The following is a 16,576-nucleotide window of genomic DNA, read 5'->3' on the forward strand; positions in this document are numbered from 1 at the left end:
CGGGCCCCCCCCCCCCGGCGCCCCCCCCCCCCCCCCCGCCCCCCGCCCCGCCCCCCCCCCCCCCCGCCGAGGAGCAGGCGGACGCGAGCCGGCCCCGCCCGCGCAGCCGTGCCGCCCGCCGGCCCACCGGCCGTGAGCGGCACGACGAGAAGATCACGGTCTACGTCTCCGCCGAGGAGCTCATGGACCTGGAGCACGCCCGGCTGGTGCTGCGCGGCGAGCACGGCCTCGCCGTCGACCGCGGCCGTGTCGTCCGGGAGGCCATCTCCGTCGTCCTGGCGGACCTGGAGCAGCGGGGCGAGGCGAGCATCCTGGTGCGGCGGCTGCGCGGCCGCTGAGGCCCGCGGAGGGCCCCCTCGGCCCCGACGTGGGCCGGCCCGGCCGGGGCGTGGGCGTGTCGGGCGCCCCGGGGGGTGGCGCGGCGGCCGGCCCGGGTGAAGATGGTCCGGTCATGACGAGCGCGCCCGAGCCCCCCGAGCCGGCCGCCCCAGCCCTGCCGGCCGGTGCCGGACCGGGCGAGGAGCGCGGCGGCTTCCGGGTGCGGCTGGACAACTTCGAGGGCCCGTTCGACCTCCTGCTCAGCCTGATCGCCAAGCACCGGCTGGACGTCACCGAGGTCTCGCTCTCCAAGGTCACCGACGAGTTCGTCGCCCACATCCGGGCGATGGGCCCGGACTGGGACCTCGACGCGGCGACCGAGTTCCTGGTCGTCGCCGCCACCCTGCTCGACCTCAAGGCGGCCAGGCTGCTGCCCGCCGCCGAGATCGAGGACGAGGAGGACCTCGCCCTCCTGGAGGCCCGCGACCTGCTCTTCGCCCGGCTGCTGCAGTACCGGGCGTACAAGCAGGCGGCCGCCCTGTTCGCCGAGCGCTGGGCGGCCGAGCTGCTGCAGCGCCCCCGCACGGTCGGCCTGGAGCCGCACCACGCGCTGCTGCTGCCCGAGGTGGTCATCACCGTCGGCCCGGAGGGCCTGGCCCGGCTCGCCGCCAGGGCGACGGCGCCCAGGCCGAAGCCGGTGGTCTACGTCGACCACATCCACACCCCGCCGGTGAGCGTCCGCGAGCAGGCCGGGGTCGTCGTCGACCGGCTCACCGCGCTCGGCAGCGCGACCTTCGGCAGGCTGGTGGAGGACGCCGACAACACGCTGGTCGTGGTGGCCCGCTTCCTCGCCCTGCTGGAGCTGTACCGGGAGAAGGTGCTCGACTTCGAGCAGCCGGACGCCCTGGGCGAGCTGCTGGTGCACTGGGTCGCCGACACCGGCCGGCGCGTCGAGGTGACCGACGAGTTCGACCGTCCGCCCGGCGAGGGCGCGGACGGCCGCGGCAAGGACGGAGAACCGCAGTGAACGCCGATCAGCCGCGCCCCAGCCGGCGCACCCTCGGCCTTCCCGGCCAGGCCCGCCCCGACGAGTGGCAGGAGAGCGCGTACGCGACCGAGCCCGCCCACGGGGCGCCGGACGGCGCGGACGACGCGGCGGCCGCGGGGGAGGCCGCGGAGCAGCCGCACATCCCGGCGCCGGCGGCGGAGCCGGCCGCGGACACCTCCGAGCCCGAGCCGATGCCCGACCCGGCGCCGCTGCCCGCCCCCGAGCCGGAGCCCGAACCGGAACCGGAGCGGCCCGAGGAGTCCGGTGCCCGCGGGGTGCCGCTGCGGGCCGCGCTGGAGGCGATCCTGATGGTCGTCGATGAGCCCGCCACCGAGGCGCACCTCGCCGCCGTCCTGGAGCGGCCGCGCGCCGCGGTCGCCGCCGCGCTGCGCGAACTCGCCGCCGAGTACACCGCCCAGGGCCGCGGCTTCGACCTGCGCCACGTCGCCGGGGGCTGGCGCTTCTACACCCGTGCCGACTGCGCGCCGGCCGTCGACCGCTTCGTCCTGGACGGCCAGCAGGCCCGCCTCACGCAGGCCGCGCTGGAGACGCTCGCGGTGGTCGCCTACCGGCAACCGGTGTCGCGCAGCCGGGTCTCCGCAGTACGCGGTGTGAACTGTGACGGCGTGATGCGTACCCTGGTACAGCGAGGACTGGTGGAAGAGACCGGCTCCGAGCCCGAAACAGGTGCGATCCTGTATCGGACGACGAACTACTTCCTGGAACGGACGGGGCTGCGAGGCCTGGACGAGCTGCCCGAGCTCGCGCCCTTCCTGCCCGAGGTCGACGACGTGGAAGCGGAGTCCCTGGAGGGCACGATGATCGCGGAGGCGGTGGCCGCCGCCCGCGCGGCCGACGGCGAGAACGCCTGACCGTCCGCGTCCGATCGGTGAGGGGGCGGTGAGGTCGGCCGGCACGACACGCACTCCCACGACGGACACGACGTACGGACATTTTGATGCGCAGCAGTGGCAACGGCAGGAACAACAGCGGCGGACAGGGCCGGGGAGGCCAGGGACGCGGCGGACAGGGCGGGGGCCGGAGCGGCGGCGGCTCGCGCGGCGGGTCGTCCTACGGCGGCGGATCCTCCTACGGCGGTTCGTCGTACGGCTCCTCCGGCGGCGGCCGGGGCGGCTCGTCCTCCCAGGGCGGGCGCCGTGACGACAGGCGTGACGACCGCCGCGACGACAGGCGTGACGACCGGCGCTACCCGGACCGCCCGCTGCGGCCCGAGGAGCGCCGCTACGACCGCCCCGAGTACGGCGGCGGCCCCAACGCCACCCCCGGCCGCAGCAGCTTCGCAGCGCGCCGCCCCGGCGCCGCGCCCAAGCCGCGCCGCGAGGGCCAGGGCGCCCCGGGCGACCCGCGCCGCCAGCCGCAGCGCTCCCGCGAGCTCCAGGCCAAGATCGAGGACGCGGTGCTCGCCCGGCACGACAAGCCGGCCGTGAAGACCCCCAAGACCTTCGGCGAGCCCGAGGGCGAGCGCCTGCAGAAGGTGCTCGCGCGGGCCGGCATGGGCAGCCGCCGGGCCTGCGAGGAGCTCATCGAGCAGGGCCGGGTCGAGGTCAACGGCAAGCGGGTCACCGAGCAGGGCAAGCGGGTCGACCCGGCCAACGACGAGATCAAGGTCGACGGCCTGACCGTCGCCACCCAGTCCTACCTGTTCTTCGCGCTGAACAAGCCGGCCGGCGTCGTCTCCACCATGGAGGACCCGGACGGCCGCCAGTGCCTCGGCGACTACGTCACCAACCGCGAGACCCGGCTCTTCCACGTCGGTCGCCTCGACACCGAGACCGAGGGCATCATCCTGCTCACCAACCACGGCGAGCTGGCCCACCGCCTCACCCACCCGAAGTACGGCGTCACCAAGACCTACCTGGCCGCCATCCAGGGCCCGATCCCGCGCGACCTCGGCAAGCAGCTCGCCAAGGGCGTCGAGCTGGAGGACGGCTGGGCCCGCGCCGACTCCTTCAAGGTGGTCTCCAACGTCGGCAAGAACTACCTGGTCGAGGTGACCCTGCACGAGGGCCGCAAGCACATCGTCCGCCGGATGCTCTCCGAGGTCGGCTTCCCGGTCGAGAAGCTGGTGCGCACCCACTTCGGCCCGATCGCGCTCGGCGACCAGAAGTCTGGCTGGCTGCGCCGCCTCACGAACCCCGAGGTCGGCCAGCTGATGCGCGAGGTCGGCCTGTAGGGCGGACCGGGGCCGCACCGTCGGAACCTTCGAATCGAAGGCCTCCCCGCCGTTCGGCGGGGAGGCCTTCCGGCTCTTCGGCGGGGACCCCGTGTGAACCTCGACGCACCGCCTTGTCATGATGTGGATCTGTGGCGCAGGATGGCCACCGGACAGCAGCTCGACGAGTGGCGGAACTGCGCCACTGGGCCACTGGCCGCATGGGGGAAGGAGCGGCGTGCTCGACGCATTCGGAGCGCTCGGCCTGGGACGGCCGGACGGACAGGTGTACGCGGCCCTGGTGGTCTCGCCGCAGTCCACCGCCGAGGAGCTGGCCGGGCAGTGCGGCCTGACACTGCAGCAGAGCCAGGACGCCCTCGACCGGTTGGCCGAGCAGGGCATGGCCACCCGGGCCCCGGTCGACCGGGAACGCTACCTCGCGGTCGCGCCCGACGTCGCCATCGGCACCCTCATCGGCCACCGCGAGGCGGAGCTGCGCAGCGCCCGCGCCGAGATGCACCGGCTGATGGACGCCTTCCGCGAGGCGTCCCGCTACACCGACCCGGCGCACTCCGTCGAGGTCCTCACCGGCGGCGAGGCGATCGCCCAGCGGCTGGAGCACCTGGTCGACAGCACCCAGTACCAGGTGCGCGGCTTCGACTGCCCGCCCTACATCCAGGACCCGGTCGCCCAGATGCCCCGCCAGCGCGCCAAGCTCAAGGCGGGCGTGCGCTTCCGCACCGTGTACGACAAGGACGCGGTGGCCTGGCCGGGCCGGCTGGAGAAGGAGATCCTCATCGGCGTCGAGGACGGCGAGGAGGCCCGCGTCCGCCCCGTGCTGCCGATGAAGATGATGATGTCGGACGACAAGATGGCGATCATCCCGATCACCGTCGGCGACAGCGTGCTGGACGCCGCCTACGTCATCCACCCGTCGGCCCTGCTGCAGGCCCTGGACGCGCTGTTCGAGGCCGAGTGGGAGCGGGCCGTGCCGCTGCAGGCGGCGATCGGCGACGGCGAGGCCGACACCGGCCCCGAGGCCGACCACCGCAAGCTGCTCGGCCTGCTCGCCGCCGGCCTGACCGACGAGTCGATCGCCCGCTCCCTCGGCTGGAGCGCCCGCACCACCCAGCGGCGGTTGCAGAGCCTGATGCGCCAGCTCGGCGCCACCACCCGCTTCCAGGCGGGCATGGCGGCCCGCGAGCGCGGCTGGCTCTGACCGCCGCCGCCCGGACGGGCCCGGCTCAGCTCCAGGGGAGCAGCCGGGCCCAGCGGCCGTCCGTGCCGCGCTCGACCTTCTCCAGGCCGATCACCGCCGTCCGGTTCAGCCGGCCGTAGATGTGCGGGAAGAGCACGTCCGGCGTGGCGCCCTCCGGCGGCGGGCCGGAGGGCGCCTCCCACTTCACCATCGGCTCGACCAGCTTCTCCTCGATCAGCAGCGCCATCAGCGGATCCGGCGTGTCGGCGAAGAAGAGGTTGGCGACGGCCAGCACCGTCCGCTCGTCGGCCGAGCAGTGGATGAAGCCGTCGGTGAGCAGCGAGGCGGCCGCGTACGGCCGCCCCGGGTCGCGCAGCCAGTCGTCCAGCGGGGCGAGATGGTAGATCATGGGTCATTTCTACCGGAGTTGACGGGACAAATCCGGCTGGACCTGGCTCACAGTCCCGCCACCTTCGACGCCGCCGACACCTCGTACACGAGCGTGAGGGTGCGCCGGCCGCCCGGCGGCAGCGGAACGTCCCAGCGGACGACGCCCTCCGAGTCCAGCTCGTCCGGCGGCGGCGAGCAGGCCTCCTTGCGCAGCTTCACCTCCACCGAGGACACCTCGGACACCGGGATCCGCTCGCGCACCGTCACCACCTGCTCGTCCCGCTCCTCGGGCGCGGAGAACCGCGACAGGTGCAGCCGCACCGTCCGGGTGACCACCGTCCGCCCGGTGATGCCCGTCGTGCCGCGGCCCTCCTCGGTCTCCCGGACCACCCGGTGGCCGTCCGAACTGCCGAACGACAGCTCCGCCGCGGCCCCCGGGGCGGTGAACCGCAGCTCGCCGCGGCCGGTGAACCCGCTGCCCTGCACCAGGTCGACCGGCCCGGCCAGCAGCGCGTGCCCCGCGTCGTTGCGGAACCGCACCACCCGGGTGACCAGCGGCGACAGCTCCGGCGCGGCCGCGAACTCGCTGCTCGCCGCGGTGTCGAACACGGTCAGCGGGATCCGGTGCGCCCGCCCGTCGGCCGGTACCGACGCCGGCGACGCCGCCCGCAGCACCCGGACCTCGCCGCCGTCGTCCACCCCCGGCAGACCGTCCGCGGACGGGCCGGTCGTGCCGATCTCCTCCTCGCGCAGCTCCACCTCGACCGTCCTGCGCTCCTCCGCGGTGCGCTCCCGCAGGCTCAGCACGTCCTCGGTCAGCCGCGGCGGCTCCGAGGCCAGCGCCGACCGGGCCGTCGAGAAGGTCAGCCGCGCCCCGGACCAGTCCTCGCCGGTGCGCTGCCACACCACCGCCTCGGTCTCCAGCACCAGCCGCCCGCCCGCCAGCGAGGCCCGGTAGGCCGGCCGCCACAGCGCGCACGGCGTCAGGTGGCCCACCTTCAGCTCCGCCCGGCCCGCCGCCTCCGCCTCCACCGTCACCTCGACGTGGGCGAACAGCTCCGCCGGCTCCTGCTCGGCCGCGTCCAGCGCCCGCCGGGCCGCCGCCAGGTCCTCGGCCAGCTCCTCCAGCCGCGCCCGGGACACCCGCAGCTTCTCGCCGTGCGCGTCCCGCTCGCCGTCGATCCGGTCGAGCTCGCGGCCCCAGCGGCTGCGCTCCAGCTCGCCGCGGCCCGCGCCCTCACCGATCTCCCGCAGCAGATCGGCGGCCAGCTGGGCGAGCAGCGCCAGCCGGGCCTCCAGCCGCTCCCGGACCCGGGTCTCGGCCTGCTGCTCCTGCTCCAGGGCGTGCACCCGGTGCCTCAGCTCCGAGTCCCCGGCGGTGGGCGGCAGCGGGGCGCGCGGCACCCAGCTGCGCACCACCCGGGCGTCCAGCACCCGGACGCCCCCGCCGCCGGGCGCCTCCGCGCGCAGGGTGCGGTCCACGGCGAGCGCCGAGACCGGACCGAGCCGCAGCCGGCTGACCCCCGCGGGGAGGTCGACCACGGCGGTCCGTTCGACGTGCGCGCGGTCCTCCAGACAGGTCACCGCCGTCACCGGCAGCGGGTGGTCGGCCGCCGGCACCTGCGGCAGCGGCTCGTCGGGGAGCGGGGCAATGGGTGTGTCGGTCATGGTCAGCTCCTCCGGTTGCCGCCGACGACGGCCTTGCCGGCCGGGATGCGGATCTCGTAGCCGCCGTCGAGTTCGGCGGTGCCGTCGGCGGGCAGTTCCACCCGCCAGCGCCGGGTGCTCGGCGGGTAGGCCTCGGACGGCCGGTCGGGCGCGGTCCAGGTGCCGCGCTCCTCGATCCGCACGTCCTGGTCGGTGGAGACCGGCACCCGCTCGCGCACCTCCACGGTGACGGGGTGCGGCAGCCGGTTCGCCAGCTCCACGTGGATGCGGTGGTCCAGCACCGTCGTGTTGTTGAGCATGCCCGCGGTGGACTCCCGCATCTCGGTGCGGCGGGCCACCCGCACCGCCTCCGCCTGGCCGAGGCCGACCCGGCGGGCACCGCCCGCCGCCAGCGTCGGCAGCGCCGCGGTCAGCAGGAAGTCCCCGTCCACGGTGACCTCCACCGGCCCGGCCAGCAGCGCCGAGGCCGTGGCGTTGGTCAGCACCAGGGTGCCGTACACCGCCTCCTCGACGGCCGGCACGCAGACGTACTCGGTGCGCAGCGACACCGGCACCTCCCCGACGGTGACGGTGTGCCAGGTGCCGTCCGAGGGCACGTCGGCCCGCGCCGCCGCGTCGTACCGCTGGTCGAAGGAGCCCGCCGAGACCCGCGGCCGCACCGCGTGCGCCGGCAGGGCCAGCGCCGCCACCGACTCGGCGAGGTTCCGCGACTCCGTCGCCGCCGGGTCGTGCACCGCCCCGGGGAACAGCAGGCCGCGCCGGTGCGCCGGCCGGTCCGGGCCGTCCAGCACCAGGCCCGCGTAGTCCAGCTGCGCCTGCGAAGGACCCGGCGGCACCGGCGGCGCCACCGGCTCCGGCGCCACGTCGAAGGCGGCGGCCGGTGCGGAGCGTGCCCCGCCCCCGGCCCTCGCGCGCATGCCGCGGGCGGACGCCACCGGCGCCGGCGGAGGCATCGCCCCCGGCGGCTGCGGCGCCGCGCCGTACGCCTGAACGGACGGCGCCGGCATCGGGAAGGCCTGCGGCGCGGCACCGGGAGCGGGCGGCGGAGGCGGCGGAGGCGCCGCGAACGGCAGCGCGGTCTCCGCGCCGGTGAGGCCGCCCGCCAGCGTCACGTCCGGCCCGGCACCGGGCCGGGCCGCCCGGCCCGGACGGCCACCGCCCGCCGGACGGGCCCGCCCCGCACGCGGCTGCGGCGGGCGGCCCGCCGCGTCGTACCCGCTGAACAGATCGCCCAGCCCCGCCGGGGGCTCCCGCCAGCCCGACGCGGCCGGCACGGCCTGCCGCCGTCCGATCCGCAGCGAACGCAGCTGCGGCAGGTCCGTCCGGCGCTGCAGGTCCGCCGTGGACAGGCCGATCCGCACCCCCGACCAGTCCTCGCCGGTGCGCTGCGCGAGCTGGGCCCGCAGCAGCAGCGTCCCGGAGCCCTCGCCCTGGCGGTAGGTCAGCCGGTACGTCGGCACCCACACCGCACCCGGTACCCCGTACTCCACCTCCAGCTCGACCTCGGCACCCTCCGCCGCACCCTCCAGCGTCACCACGGCCGAACCGCCCAGCGTCACCGGGCCGACCGCCACCGCGGACGAGGCCCGGGCCAACGCATCCTCGGCGAGGGCCAGTTCGTGCTCGGCCAGCCGCAGCTCCTCGGCGAGGTCCGCGGACCGCGCGTGCAGCGCGGCCAGCCGCTCGTCCACGAAGTCCGCCAGCTCGAACCAGGCGTCGGTCGGCGTACGGCGGTGCGGCTCGTCCGCCTGCAACGGCGGCGGGACCGCCCGCACCGCGGAGACCTCCGCGATCCGCGCCTCCTGCCGCGCGGAACGCTGCCGCAGGGCCTCCGCGGCGTCCCGCGCCCGATCCACCCGCAGGCGCAGCCCCGGAAGGTCCGAACGGCTGCGGACCTTCGCCTCCGGCTCCAGCCGCGCCGCCGTCACCCGCGCCCCGCCGGAGAGCACCGACGCACGCAGCGAACCCGCGTCCGCCACCCTCGGCAGGCCCGTCAGCCGGACCCTGCCGTCCGCGGGCACCCTGCCCCGGGCCCGCCTGCGGCACAGCGCGCCGCTCGCGTACACCACCACCGAGTCGAGTACCGACTCCCACCGATCCGCCGCTGCCGTCTCTGCTGCCACCCCGCCCTGCCCCTTCGTCCGTCCCCGGTCCGGGCCGCCAGTCTGCCGGGGCCGGCGGCCGTCCGCCGCGGATTTCCGCTGCGCGTCGGCTGAGGGGACGGCCCCGGCCCCCGACCCGGTTGCGGACGGAGACATACCCAGGCGAACGGGGAACCGTGCAGGTCCGGGCGAGCCGCATCAGGCGCCCCCACGCGCCCCTGGGTGCACGCCACCTGTCCAGCGCCCCCGGGACCGCCCTTCCCGTGGGGTCCGCCGCTGTGCGGGGGTTCGGCTGGTGGACGGCTTCGACGGGTGGGGTGGGGCTGCGAGAGGATGGGCGGGACAGCAGGCCGCCCGTACCAGGAGACCAACCCCGTCATGCGCACAGCCGCCGTCATCGGCACCGGACTGATCGGCACCTCCGCCGCCCTCGCGCTCACCGGCCGCGGGGTCGCCGTCTATCTGGAGGACGCCGACCCGGACGCCGCCCGTACGGCCGCCGCGCTCGGCGCGGGTTCGACCGAGCTGCCCGAGGGCCCGGTCGACCTGGCGATCGTCGCGGTGCCGCCGGCGCTGGTCGGCAAGGTGCTGGCGGACTGCCAGCGCCGCGGTCTGGCCCGTTGCTACACCGACGTGGCCAGTGTGAAGGCCGGCCCGCGGGCCGAGGTGGCCGCGCTCGGCTGCGACACCGTCCACTACATCGGAGGCCACCCGATGGCCGGCCGTGAGCGGTCCGGCCCGCTGGCCGCCCGGGCCGACCTGTTCGAGGGCCGGCCGTGGGTGCTCACCCCGACCGGGGACACCGACACCGACACCCTGAACGCCGCGCTGGAGCTGGTGGCGCTCTGCGGGGCCATGCCGATCGTGATGGACGCGACCGCGCACGACCGTGCCGTCGCGCTGGTCTCGCACGCCCCCCAGCTGGTCTCCTCGATCGTGGCTGCCCGGCTGGAGCACGCCGACGAGACGGCCGTCCGGCTGTCCGGGCAGGGCGTGCGGGACGTGACCCGGATCGCCGCGTCCAATCCGGCGCTCTGGGTGGACATCCTCTCCGCGAACGCCGGGGTGGTCGCCGACATCCTGCAGGAGGTGGCCGCGGACCTCGACGAGGCGGTGACGGCGCTGCGCGCCCTGCAGGCCGCCGACGAGGGCGAGCGGCGGGCCGGTGCGGCGGGCATCGAGGCGGTGATGCGGCGCGGAAACACCGGCCACGCCCGGATCCCCGGCAAGCACGGCGCCCCGCCGACCCGGTACGAGTCGGTCACCGTCGTCCTCGGCGACCAGCCCGGCGAGCTCGGCCGGCTCTTCGGCGAGGTCGGTGCGCTCGGCGTCAACATCGAGGACGTCACCATCGAGCACTCCGACGGCCAGCAGGTCGGCCACGTGCACCTGGACGTCGCCCCGTCGGCCGTCCGGCTGCTCACCGGCGGTCTGCGCGACCGCGGCTGGAGCGTCCGCGACTGAGCCCCCGTCCGCCCGGGAACCGCCCGTCGTCCCGGTCGCGTCGGTGCACCGGACGGGCTTCGGGGGAGGGCTGGTGTACGGACACGATCCGGTGGACGGACCGGTGGACGCCGCGGCGGACGCACTGGTGTGGCGCCCGGGGCCGCCGGACGGCGACCGCACCGCGGCCCTGGTCGGCGCCGTGGACGCCGGTGCCGTGCTGCTCCTGCTGCTGCTCTGGCCGGTGCTGCGGTGGTGGGGCTGCGCGATCGGCGCGGCGCTGCTCGCCGGGCAGCTGGCCGGCCTGCGGATGCTGCGGGCCCGGCAGCGACGGCTGGTGGTGGAGTGCGAGCTGCGCCCGGGGCGGGGCACGGCCCGGTTCGTGCTGCACGGCGGGGCCGAGCAGGTCGTCCCGTTCGCGGCCCTCCGCCGGATCGACCTGACGCACCGGGGCGAGCGCGGTGCCCGCGGCACCCGGTCGACGGCCGATTTCGGCCTGGAACCCGCGCCGGCCCCCTCGGCCGGCACCGCCGGCGGGCTGCGGACGGCGCGCACCGTCGTGCCGGAGGACGACCTGGACCGGCTGCGGGCCTTCGCCGAGCGGCACGGGGTGCGGTACCACGAGGAGGAGCGGCTGCCGGCCGACTGACCGCCAGGCGTGTAGGGGGCGGCCCCGGGACCGACCGGACGGGATGCCTCCGCCGGTCCATTAACCTTGTAGATAGTCATCCCGGCCCGAGCGCGCCGGACCGAGAGAGAGGTTCGCCCCGTGGACACTGCCGACCGAGCGCACGCCCCGGTCGTCGTCGCCATCGACGGACCCTCCGGATCGGGCAAGTCGACCGTCTCGCGGGCGGTCGCCGCCCGCCTCGGTCTCAGCTTCCTGGACACCGGCGCCATGTACCGGGCGATGACCTGGTGGATGCTCTCCAACGACATCGACGTGGACGACGCCGAGGCCGTCGCGATCGCCTGCGGCAAGCCGGTGATCGTCTCCGGCACGGACGCGGCCGGCCCGACCATCACGGTCGACGGCCAGGACGTCTCCGGCCCGATCCGCGGCCCCGAGGTGACCGCCAAGGTCTCCGCGGTCTCCGCCGTCCCGGCCGTCCGGGCCCGGCTGGTGGAGCTTCAGCGCGGCTGCGCCGAGGTCGCCCCGCGCGGCATAGTCGCCGAGGGCCGCGACATGGGCACCGTCGTGTTCCCGGGCGCCACCGCCAAGGTCTTCCTCACCGCCTCGGGCGCCGCCCGTGCCGCGCGCCGCGCGGCCGAGCTCCGGGCCAAGGGCGTGGACGAGGCCACCATCGCCGCGATGGCCGCCGACCTGGACCGCCGGGACGCCGCCGACTCCTCCCGGGAGACGGCGCCGCTGGCCCAGGCCCCGGACGCCGTCCTGGTGGACACCAGCGAGCTCACCCTCGACCAGGTGATCGACACGGTCGCCGCCCTGGTCGAGGAGCGGGCCCAGCAGCCGTCCGCCGTCTGACCGACCGCACCACCGCCGACCATCCTCGGGCCGTCCGGCCCGTCCTCCGACTACGGGACACGTAGTTTCGCGCTGCCCGACAGGGCAGGTACGCACGGCACGCCCCTGGGAAGGGCCGTGCCGGGAAACGGAAGAAACACACATGAGCAACGACACCGCCGCGCACCACGGTGAGCTCGGCGACGCCGAGTACGCCGAGTTCATGGCGCTCGCCGCCGAAGAGGGCTTCGACACCGACGAGGTGGACGCCGACCTCGACGCCGCCTCGCACGGCCCGCTGCCGGTGCTGGCCGTCGTCGGCCGCCCGAACGTCGGCAAGTCGACCCTGGTCAACCGCATCATCGGCCGCCGCGAGGCGGTCGTCGAGGACCGCCCCGGCGTCACCCGCGACCGCGTCACCTACGAGGCGACCTGGAACGGCCGCCGCTTCAAGCTCGTCGACACCGGCGGCTGGGAGGTCGACGTCCTCGGCATCGACGCCGCCGTCGCCGCCCAGGCCGAGTACGGCATCGAGTCCGCAGACGCGGTGCTCTTCGTCGTCGACGCCACCATCGGCGCGACCGACACCGACGAGGCGCTGATCAAGCTGATCCGCCGGGCCGGCAAGCCCACCGTGCTCTGCGCCAACAAGGTCGACGGCCCCTCCACCGAGGCCGAGGCCGCCTACCTGTGGTCGCTCGGCCTCGGCGAGCCGTACCCCGTCTCAGCGCTGCACGGCCGCGGCTCCGGCGACCTGCTGGACGCCGTCATGGACGCGCTTCCCGAGGCCCCGCCGCAGCTCTTCGGCAACGGCCCGGTCGGCGGCCCCCGCCGGGTCGCGCTGATCGGCCGTCCGAACGTCGGCAAGTCCAGCCTGCTCAACAAGGTCGCCGGCGAGGAGCGGGTGGTCGTCAACGAGCTGGCCGGCACCACCCGCGACCCGGTCGACGAGATGATCGAACTCGGCGGCAAGACCTGGAAGTTCGTCGACACCGCCGGTATCCGCCGCCGGGTCCACCTGACCGCCGGCGCGGACTTCTACGCCTCGCTGCGCACCGCCTCGGCGCTGGAGAAGGCCGAGGTCGCGGTCGTTCTGATCGACGCCAGCGAGACCCTCGCCGAGCAGGACACCCGGATCATCTCGATGGCCGTCGAGGCCGGCCGGGCCGTCGTGATCGCCTACAACAAGTGGGACCGGCTCGACGAGGAGCGCCGCTACTACCTGGAGCGCGAGATCGAGAAGGATCTCGTCCAGGTGCAGTGGGCGCCGCGGGTCAACGTCTCGGCGAAGACCGGCCGGCACATGGAGAAGCTCGTCCCGGCGATCGAGACCGCGCTGGAGGGCTGGGAGACCCGCATCCCGACGGCCCGTCTGAACGCCTTCCTGGGCGAGCTGGTGGCGGCCCACCCGCACCCGATCCGCGGCGGCAAGCAGCCCCGCATCCTGTTCGGCACCCAGGCCGGCACCCGCCCGCCGCGGTTCGTGCTGTTCGCCTCCGGCTTCCTGGAGGCGGGCTACCGCCGCTTCGTCGAGCGCCGGCTGCGCGAGGAGTTCGGCTTCGAGGGCACGCCGATCTCGATCTCCGTGCGGGTGCGCGAGAAGCGCCGCAAGAAGTAGGGACAGAAGCCGGAACGGCCGGGGCCGGGCAGCGATCGTGCTGCCCGGCCCCGGCCGTTCCGCGTCCGCGCCCGCTCAGAGGGCCCGCTCAGAGCGTCTGCTCGGCGGAGCGGCCCGGTGGGAGCGACAGCAGCGAGCGGTGCCGCCCACCGCCCGCCGCGGTCGGCTGCTGCCCCAGGTACCCGGCGGCGACCCAGCCCTGCCCGGTGCCGCCGACCGCCTGCCCGGGGGTGTGCCCGGTGGCCTCGTGGCCCGCGGCGGTGTGGCCGGCCGAGGTGTGCCCGGCCTGCTGGCCGACCGTGGCGGTCTGGGTCGCCAGCCGGCCCTGCTGGTGCTCGGTGCCGTGCCCCCGCCCGGCGGCCGCCGACAGGCTCTCCGAGACGAACTGCGGGGTGCCGTGCGCGTGCCCCGCGTAGGTCTCGAACACCTGGTGCTGCGGGTAGGACGCGGCCGAGGACGCGCCGAACCCGGAGAACCGGGAGAACCTGTCCGGCCCACCGAAGCCGGTGAACCGGAGCTGTTCCTCGTCCGTCCGGTCGCCCGGCAGGGCCCGGAAGAGTCTCCGGTACTCGGAGTACAGCGCGTCGTAGATCGGGGTCGGTGAGACGGGCAGGTCCGCGTCGTACGAGGGGCGCATGCCCGGGATGGTGCGGCCGGCGGACGGGCGGGTGGTCGGGGCGACGTCGTAGCTGTACACGTGAGGGCCAACGAGCGAGACCGCCCGGGGATGCGGGGTTCCGCGGCCCGGCCTATGCCAGTCGGCCGGGTGCCCGCCGGGTGCCGCCGGGAGGTCCGCCGGGCGCTCGGCCGGGCGGTCCTCCGGGTCCGGACGACCTGCCGCCGGGCACGGTCAGGTGCCGGCCAGCGGCAGCATGCCGGCGGCCAGGACGCCCTGCCCGGCGGCCCGGTCGAGGGCCATCCGCAGCAGGTCCTCGCGGGGCTGGCGGCCGATCGTCCCGGCGGGCACCGCGTACATGATCACCTCGGAGCGGCGGGCGACCGCGGCGCGCCAGGCCTCGGTGACCTGCAGCGGCTGGTGGGCCTGCCACCAGGCGGCGCTGCCGCCGGTGGCCGAGGGCTGCAGGATCGCGTGCAGCTGGCCCATCGCCATCAGCACCGACCAGCCGGTCAGCGGCCGGACCGGCGCCCGGTCGACCGACTGGACCACCTGGAAGCCGTGGTCGGTGAGCAGGGAGAGGAACTCGTCCTCCGCCGAGCCGCTGCCGGGGCGGGCGATCGGCCCGGTGGGCTCCACCACGAGGGCCGCGTACGGGGTGTCCCCGCAGAGCACCAGGCCGCAGGTGACGCCGAGCACCGCCGGCTGGGTGCCCGGGTCGGCCGGGGCCTGCGGCTGCGGCGCCCGCACGGGCGGGGCGGACCAGACGTCGTCGGGCATCCCGGGGGCGGCATGGGCGCCGGAGACGGCGTGCGCCGGTGCGGACGCGGGCGCGCCGACCCCGCCCTGCGCCTGGGAGATCGAACGGACGGCACCGAGCAGCTGGTCCTCGTCCACCGGCACCACCTGCGAGGGCACGCACCGGGCGTGGGCGAAGGCCAGGACGGCGGTCTCATCGCCGATGAACAGGACGGTGCTGGTGGGCTCGCGCAGTGAGTCGCCGGGGGCGCGGCACGAGGTGCAGTCGTAGGCGTCCGGGGCGTGGGCGCCGGCGAGCAGGCGGTCGGCCTCGTCGTCGCCGATCTCGGTTCGTACTTCGTCGCTGACTTCGAGCATGCGCGGCAAGGGAACTCCTCCGGTCTCAGGGGGTGGCACGGGCGCGCCTGGCCGCCATTCCCAACGGGCGGTTGTGGCCGGGGTCACGGGTGCGTCCGGCTCCGACGGGATTTGCCGCGGATCTGACTGCGACGGGTGGGCGTGCGGTCGCAATCTGTCGACGCTGTGCCCGAGGTCACAGGCCGGAAACGGTGAGCAGCCTCACGATCGGGTGGGGATCGATCATGGAAAATACGGGCAAAACGGGCATATCCCCGTTCTTTGCTAGATCGATACTCGCGGTAACGCTGCGCTGAGCTGGGACGACCCGAAACTGTTTGGTGCCCGGCCGGGCGGCTCGTAGGTTTTTGCCCAGTGCACCGAGCACTTCCCGGGTTCACCCGAGCACCGCCCACCGGCCCCGGCCGGGGGAGCGAGTGCCGCCGGAGCGGCTGACCACCGCCCGGACGAAGCGGGTGGCCGGGGCGGCGCGGCACGTACGAACACGTGCAACGGCCGTCTTGCGGACGCGGCGAGCGAACCGAGAGCCACACGGCTCTGGTTCCGCCTGCCCGCCCGGGGCTTTCGAGAGGAATCTCATGCTCTTCCGTAACGAGACTGCCGCTGCCACCACCACCGCCACCAAGCGCAACCGCGTCCGGCTGGCGATCGCGGGCGGCGCCGCTGTGGCCGTCCTGCCGGTGGCGGGCCTCGTCACGGCCACCTCCGCCTCCGCCGCCTCCGTCTCCACCTGGGACGCCGTCGCCCAGTGCGAGAGCACCGGCAACTGGCACATCAACACCGGCAACGGCTTCTACGGCGGCCTGCAGTTCACCAACAGCACCTGGGCCGCCTTCGGTGGCACCTCGTTCGCCCCGCGCGCCGACCTGGCCACCAAGGACCAGCAGATCGCCGTCGCCGAGAAGGTCCTCGCCGTGCAGGGCCCGGGCGCCTGGCCCGTCTGCTCCGTCAAGGCCGGCCTGACCAAGGGCGGCGCCGCCCCGCAGGTCGACACCGCCGCCGCTGCCGCGCCGAAGGCCGCCGCCGCCCCGGCCCCCAAGGCCGCCGCCCCGGCCGCCCCCAAGGCCGACGAGCAGAAGGCCAGCCGCAGCGAGGCCCGCGCCCAGCTGAACACCACCGCCAAGCAGGACGCCCCGAAGCCGTCCGCCCCGGCGAAGAAGAACACCGACGGCGGCAACTACACCGTCAAGGCCGGCGACACCCTGAGCAAGATCGCCAAGGCCAAGGGCGTCGACTGGAAGTCCCTGTACAAGAACAACGCCGGTGTCATCGGCGGCAACCCGAACATGATCTTCCCGGGCCAGGTCCTGTCCGTCTGACACCCCGTGCGGCGCTGACCACCGCGTCACCGCCCTCGTCCGGGGCCGCCCCTGCTGCGCCCCCGGCCACCTGCCGCCGCCCGTCGGGGGGGGGCCCGTACC

Annotated in this window: 14 protein-coding genes and 1 pseudogene; 10 read left to right on the top strand and 5 right to left on the bottom strand. The window is 75.5% G+C overall.

Annotated elements, in window-relative coordinates; genetic code table 11:
* The 5 genes and pseudogenes from ABD353_RS30560 to ABD353_RS30580 form a co-directional block, all read left to right on the top strand.
* Positions 1-338 (top strand): annotated as a pseudogene (locus tag ABD353_RS30560) (hypothetical protein); the annotation flags it as partial.
* Entirely contained in the window at positions 335-1,345 is a 1,011-nt protein-coding gene (locus ABD353_RS30565; protein ID WP_344626949.1) for a segregation and condensation protein A, read from the top strand. The pseudogene ABD353_RS30560 and the gene ABD353_RS30565, both read left to right, overlap by 4 nt.
* 329 nt (positions 1,346-1,674) lie before the next feature.
* Complete coding sequence (gene scpB / locus ABD353_RS30570; RefSeq protein ID WP_344626950.1) at positions 1,675-2,238, top strand: SMC-Scp complex subunit ScpB; 564 nt, start codon at positions 1,675-1,677, stop codon at positions 2,236-2,238.
* A gap of 86 nt (positions 2,239-2,324) precedes the next feature.
* The gene (locus tag ABD353_RS30575; protein WP_344626927.1) at positions 2,325-3,560 is read left to right on the top strand and encodes a pseudouridine synthase; all 1,236 of its coding nucleotides are present in this window, start codon (positions 2,325-2,327) and stop codon (positions 3,558-3,560) included.
* Between the two features lie 217 nt (positions 3,561-3,777).
* Positions 3,778-4,758, top strand: coding sequence for a helix-turn-helix domain-containing protein (locus ABD353_RS30580; RefSeq protein ID WP_344626928.1), 981 nt, complete (start codon positions 3,778-3,780; stop codon positions 4,756-4,758).
* A 25-nt stretch (positions 4,759-4,783) separates the two neighbouring features.
* Here ABD353_RS30580 and ABD353_RS30585 read toward each other — a convergent pair whose 3' ends face one another.
* Genes ABD353_RS30585 through ABD353_RS30595 form a run of 3 tightly spaced genes read right to left on the bottom strand, consistent with a single transcriptional unit; the run spans position 4,784 to position 9,053 of the window.
* On the bottom strand, positions 4,784-5,146 hold the full coding sequence (locus tag ABD353_RS30585) for a DUF952 domain-containing protein (protein WP_344626929.1): 363 nt from the start codon (positions 5,144-5,146) through the stop codon (positions 4,784-4,786).
* Positions 5,147-5,193: 47 nt separating this feature from the next.
* Positions 5,194-6,795 carry a mucoidy inhibitor MuiA family protein gene (locus ABD353_RS30590; protein WP_344626930.1) on the bottom strand — a complete coding sequence of 534 codons (1,602 nt, stop codon included), beginning with the start codon at positions 6,793-6,795 and terminating at the stop codon, positions 5,194-5,196.
* A gap of 2 nt (positions 6,796-6,797) precedes the next feature.
* Positions 6,798-9,053, bottom strand: a complete 2,256-nt coding sequence (locus ABD353_RS30595) for a DUF4139 domain-containing protein (protein WP_425555287.1) — start codon at positions 9,051-9,053, stop codon at positions 6,798-6,800.
* Positions 9,054-9,275: 222 nt separating this feature from the next.
* Here ABD353_RS30595 and ABD353_RS30600 point away from each other — a divergent pair, with 222 nt between their 5' ends.
* The 4 genes from ABD353_RS30600 to der all read left to right on the top strand — a co-directional run bounded on the left by ABD353_RS30600 (position 9,276) and on the right by der (position 13,423).
* The gene (locus ABD353_RS30600) at positions 9,276-10,361 is read left to right on the top strand and encodes a prephenate dehydrogenase (RefSeq protein ID WP_344626932.1); all 1,086 of its coding nucleotides are present in this window, start codon (positions 9,276-9,278) and stop codon (positions 10,359-10,361) included.
* Between the two features lie 73 nt (positions 10,362-10,434).
* Positions 10,435-10,989, top strand: a complete 555-nt coding sequence (locus ABD353_RS30605; RefSeq protein WP_344626933.1) for a hypothetical protein — start codon at positions 10,435-10,437, stop codon at positions 10,987-10,989.
* 120 nt (positions 10,990-11,109) lie between these two features.
* Positions 11,110-11,826 carry a (d)CMP kinase gene (gene cmk / locus ABD353_RS30610; RefSeq protein WP_344626934.1) on the top strand — a complete coding sequence of 239 codons (717 nt, stop codon included), beginning with the start codon at positions 11,110-11,112 and terminating at the stop codon, positions 11,824-11,826.
* Between the two features lie 142 nt (positions 11,827-11,968).
* Positions 11,969-13,423: a ribosome biogenesis GTPase Der gene (der, locus tag ABD353_RS30615; RefSeq protein WP_344626935.1), complete on the top strand. Its 1,455-nt coding sequence runs from the start codon at positions 11,969-11,971 to the stop codon at positions 13,421-13,423.
* 88 nt (positions 13,424-13,511) lie between these two features.
* Here the strand turns inward: der and ABD353_RS30620 are convergent, their stop codons facing one another.
* Positions 13,512-14,120: a hypothetical protein gene (locus tag ABD353_RS30620; RefSeq protein ID WP_344626952.1), complete on the bottom strand. Its 609-nt coding sequence runs from the start codon at positions 14,118-14,120 to the stop codon at positions 13,512-13,514.
* A 153-nt stretch (positions 14,121-14,273) separates the two neighbouring features.
* Positions 14,274-15,155 carry a hypothetical protein gene (locus tag ABD353_RS30625; RefSeq protein ID WP_344626936.1) on the bottom strand — a complete coding sequence of 294 codons (882 nt, stop codon included), beginning with the start codon at positions 15,153-15,155 and terminating at the stop codon, positions 14,274-14,276.
* Positions 15,156-15,733: 578 nt separating this feature from the next.
* On the opposite strand from ABD353_RS30625, the gene ABD353_RS30630 reads away from it, so the two are divergent.
* Positions 15,734-16,474: a transglycosylase family protein gene (locus ABD353_RS30630; RefSeq protein WP_344626937.1), complete on the top strand. Its 741-nt coding sequence runs from the start codon at positions 15,734-15,736 to the stop codon at positions 16,472-16,474.
* The last annotated feature ends 102 nt before the right edge of the window (positions 16,475-16,576 follow it).

This window comes from Kitasatospora arboriphila, assembly GCF_039528095.1.
Lineage (GTDB): Bacteria > Actinomycetota > Actinomycetes > Streptomycetales > Streptomycetaceae > Kitasatospora > Kitasatospora arboriphila.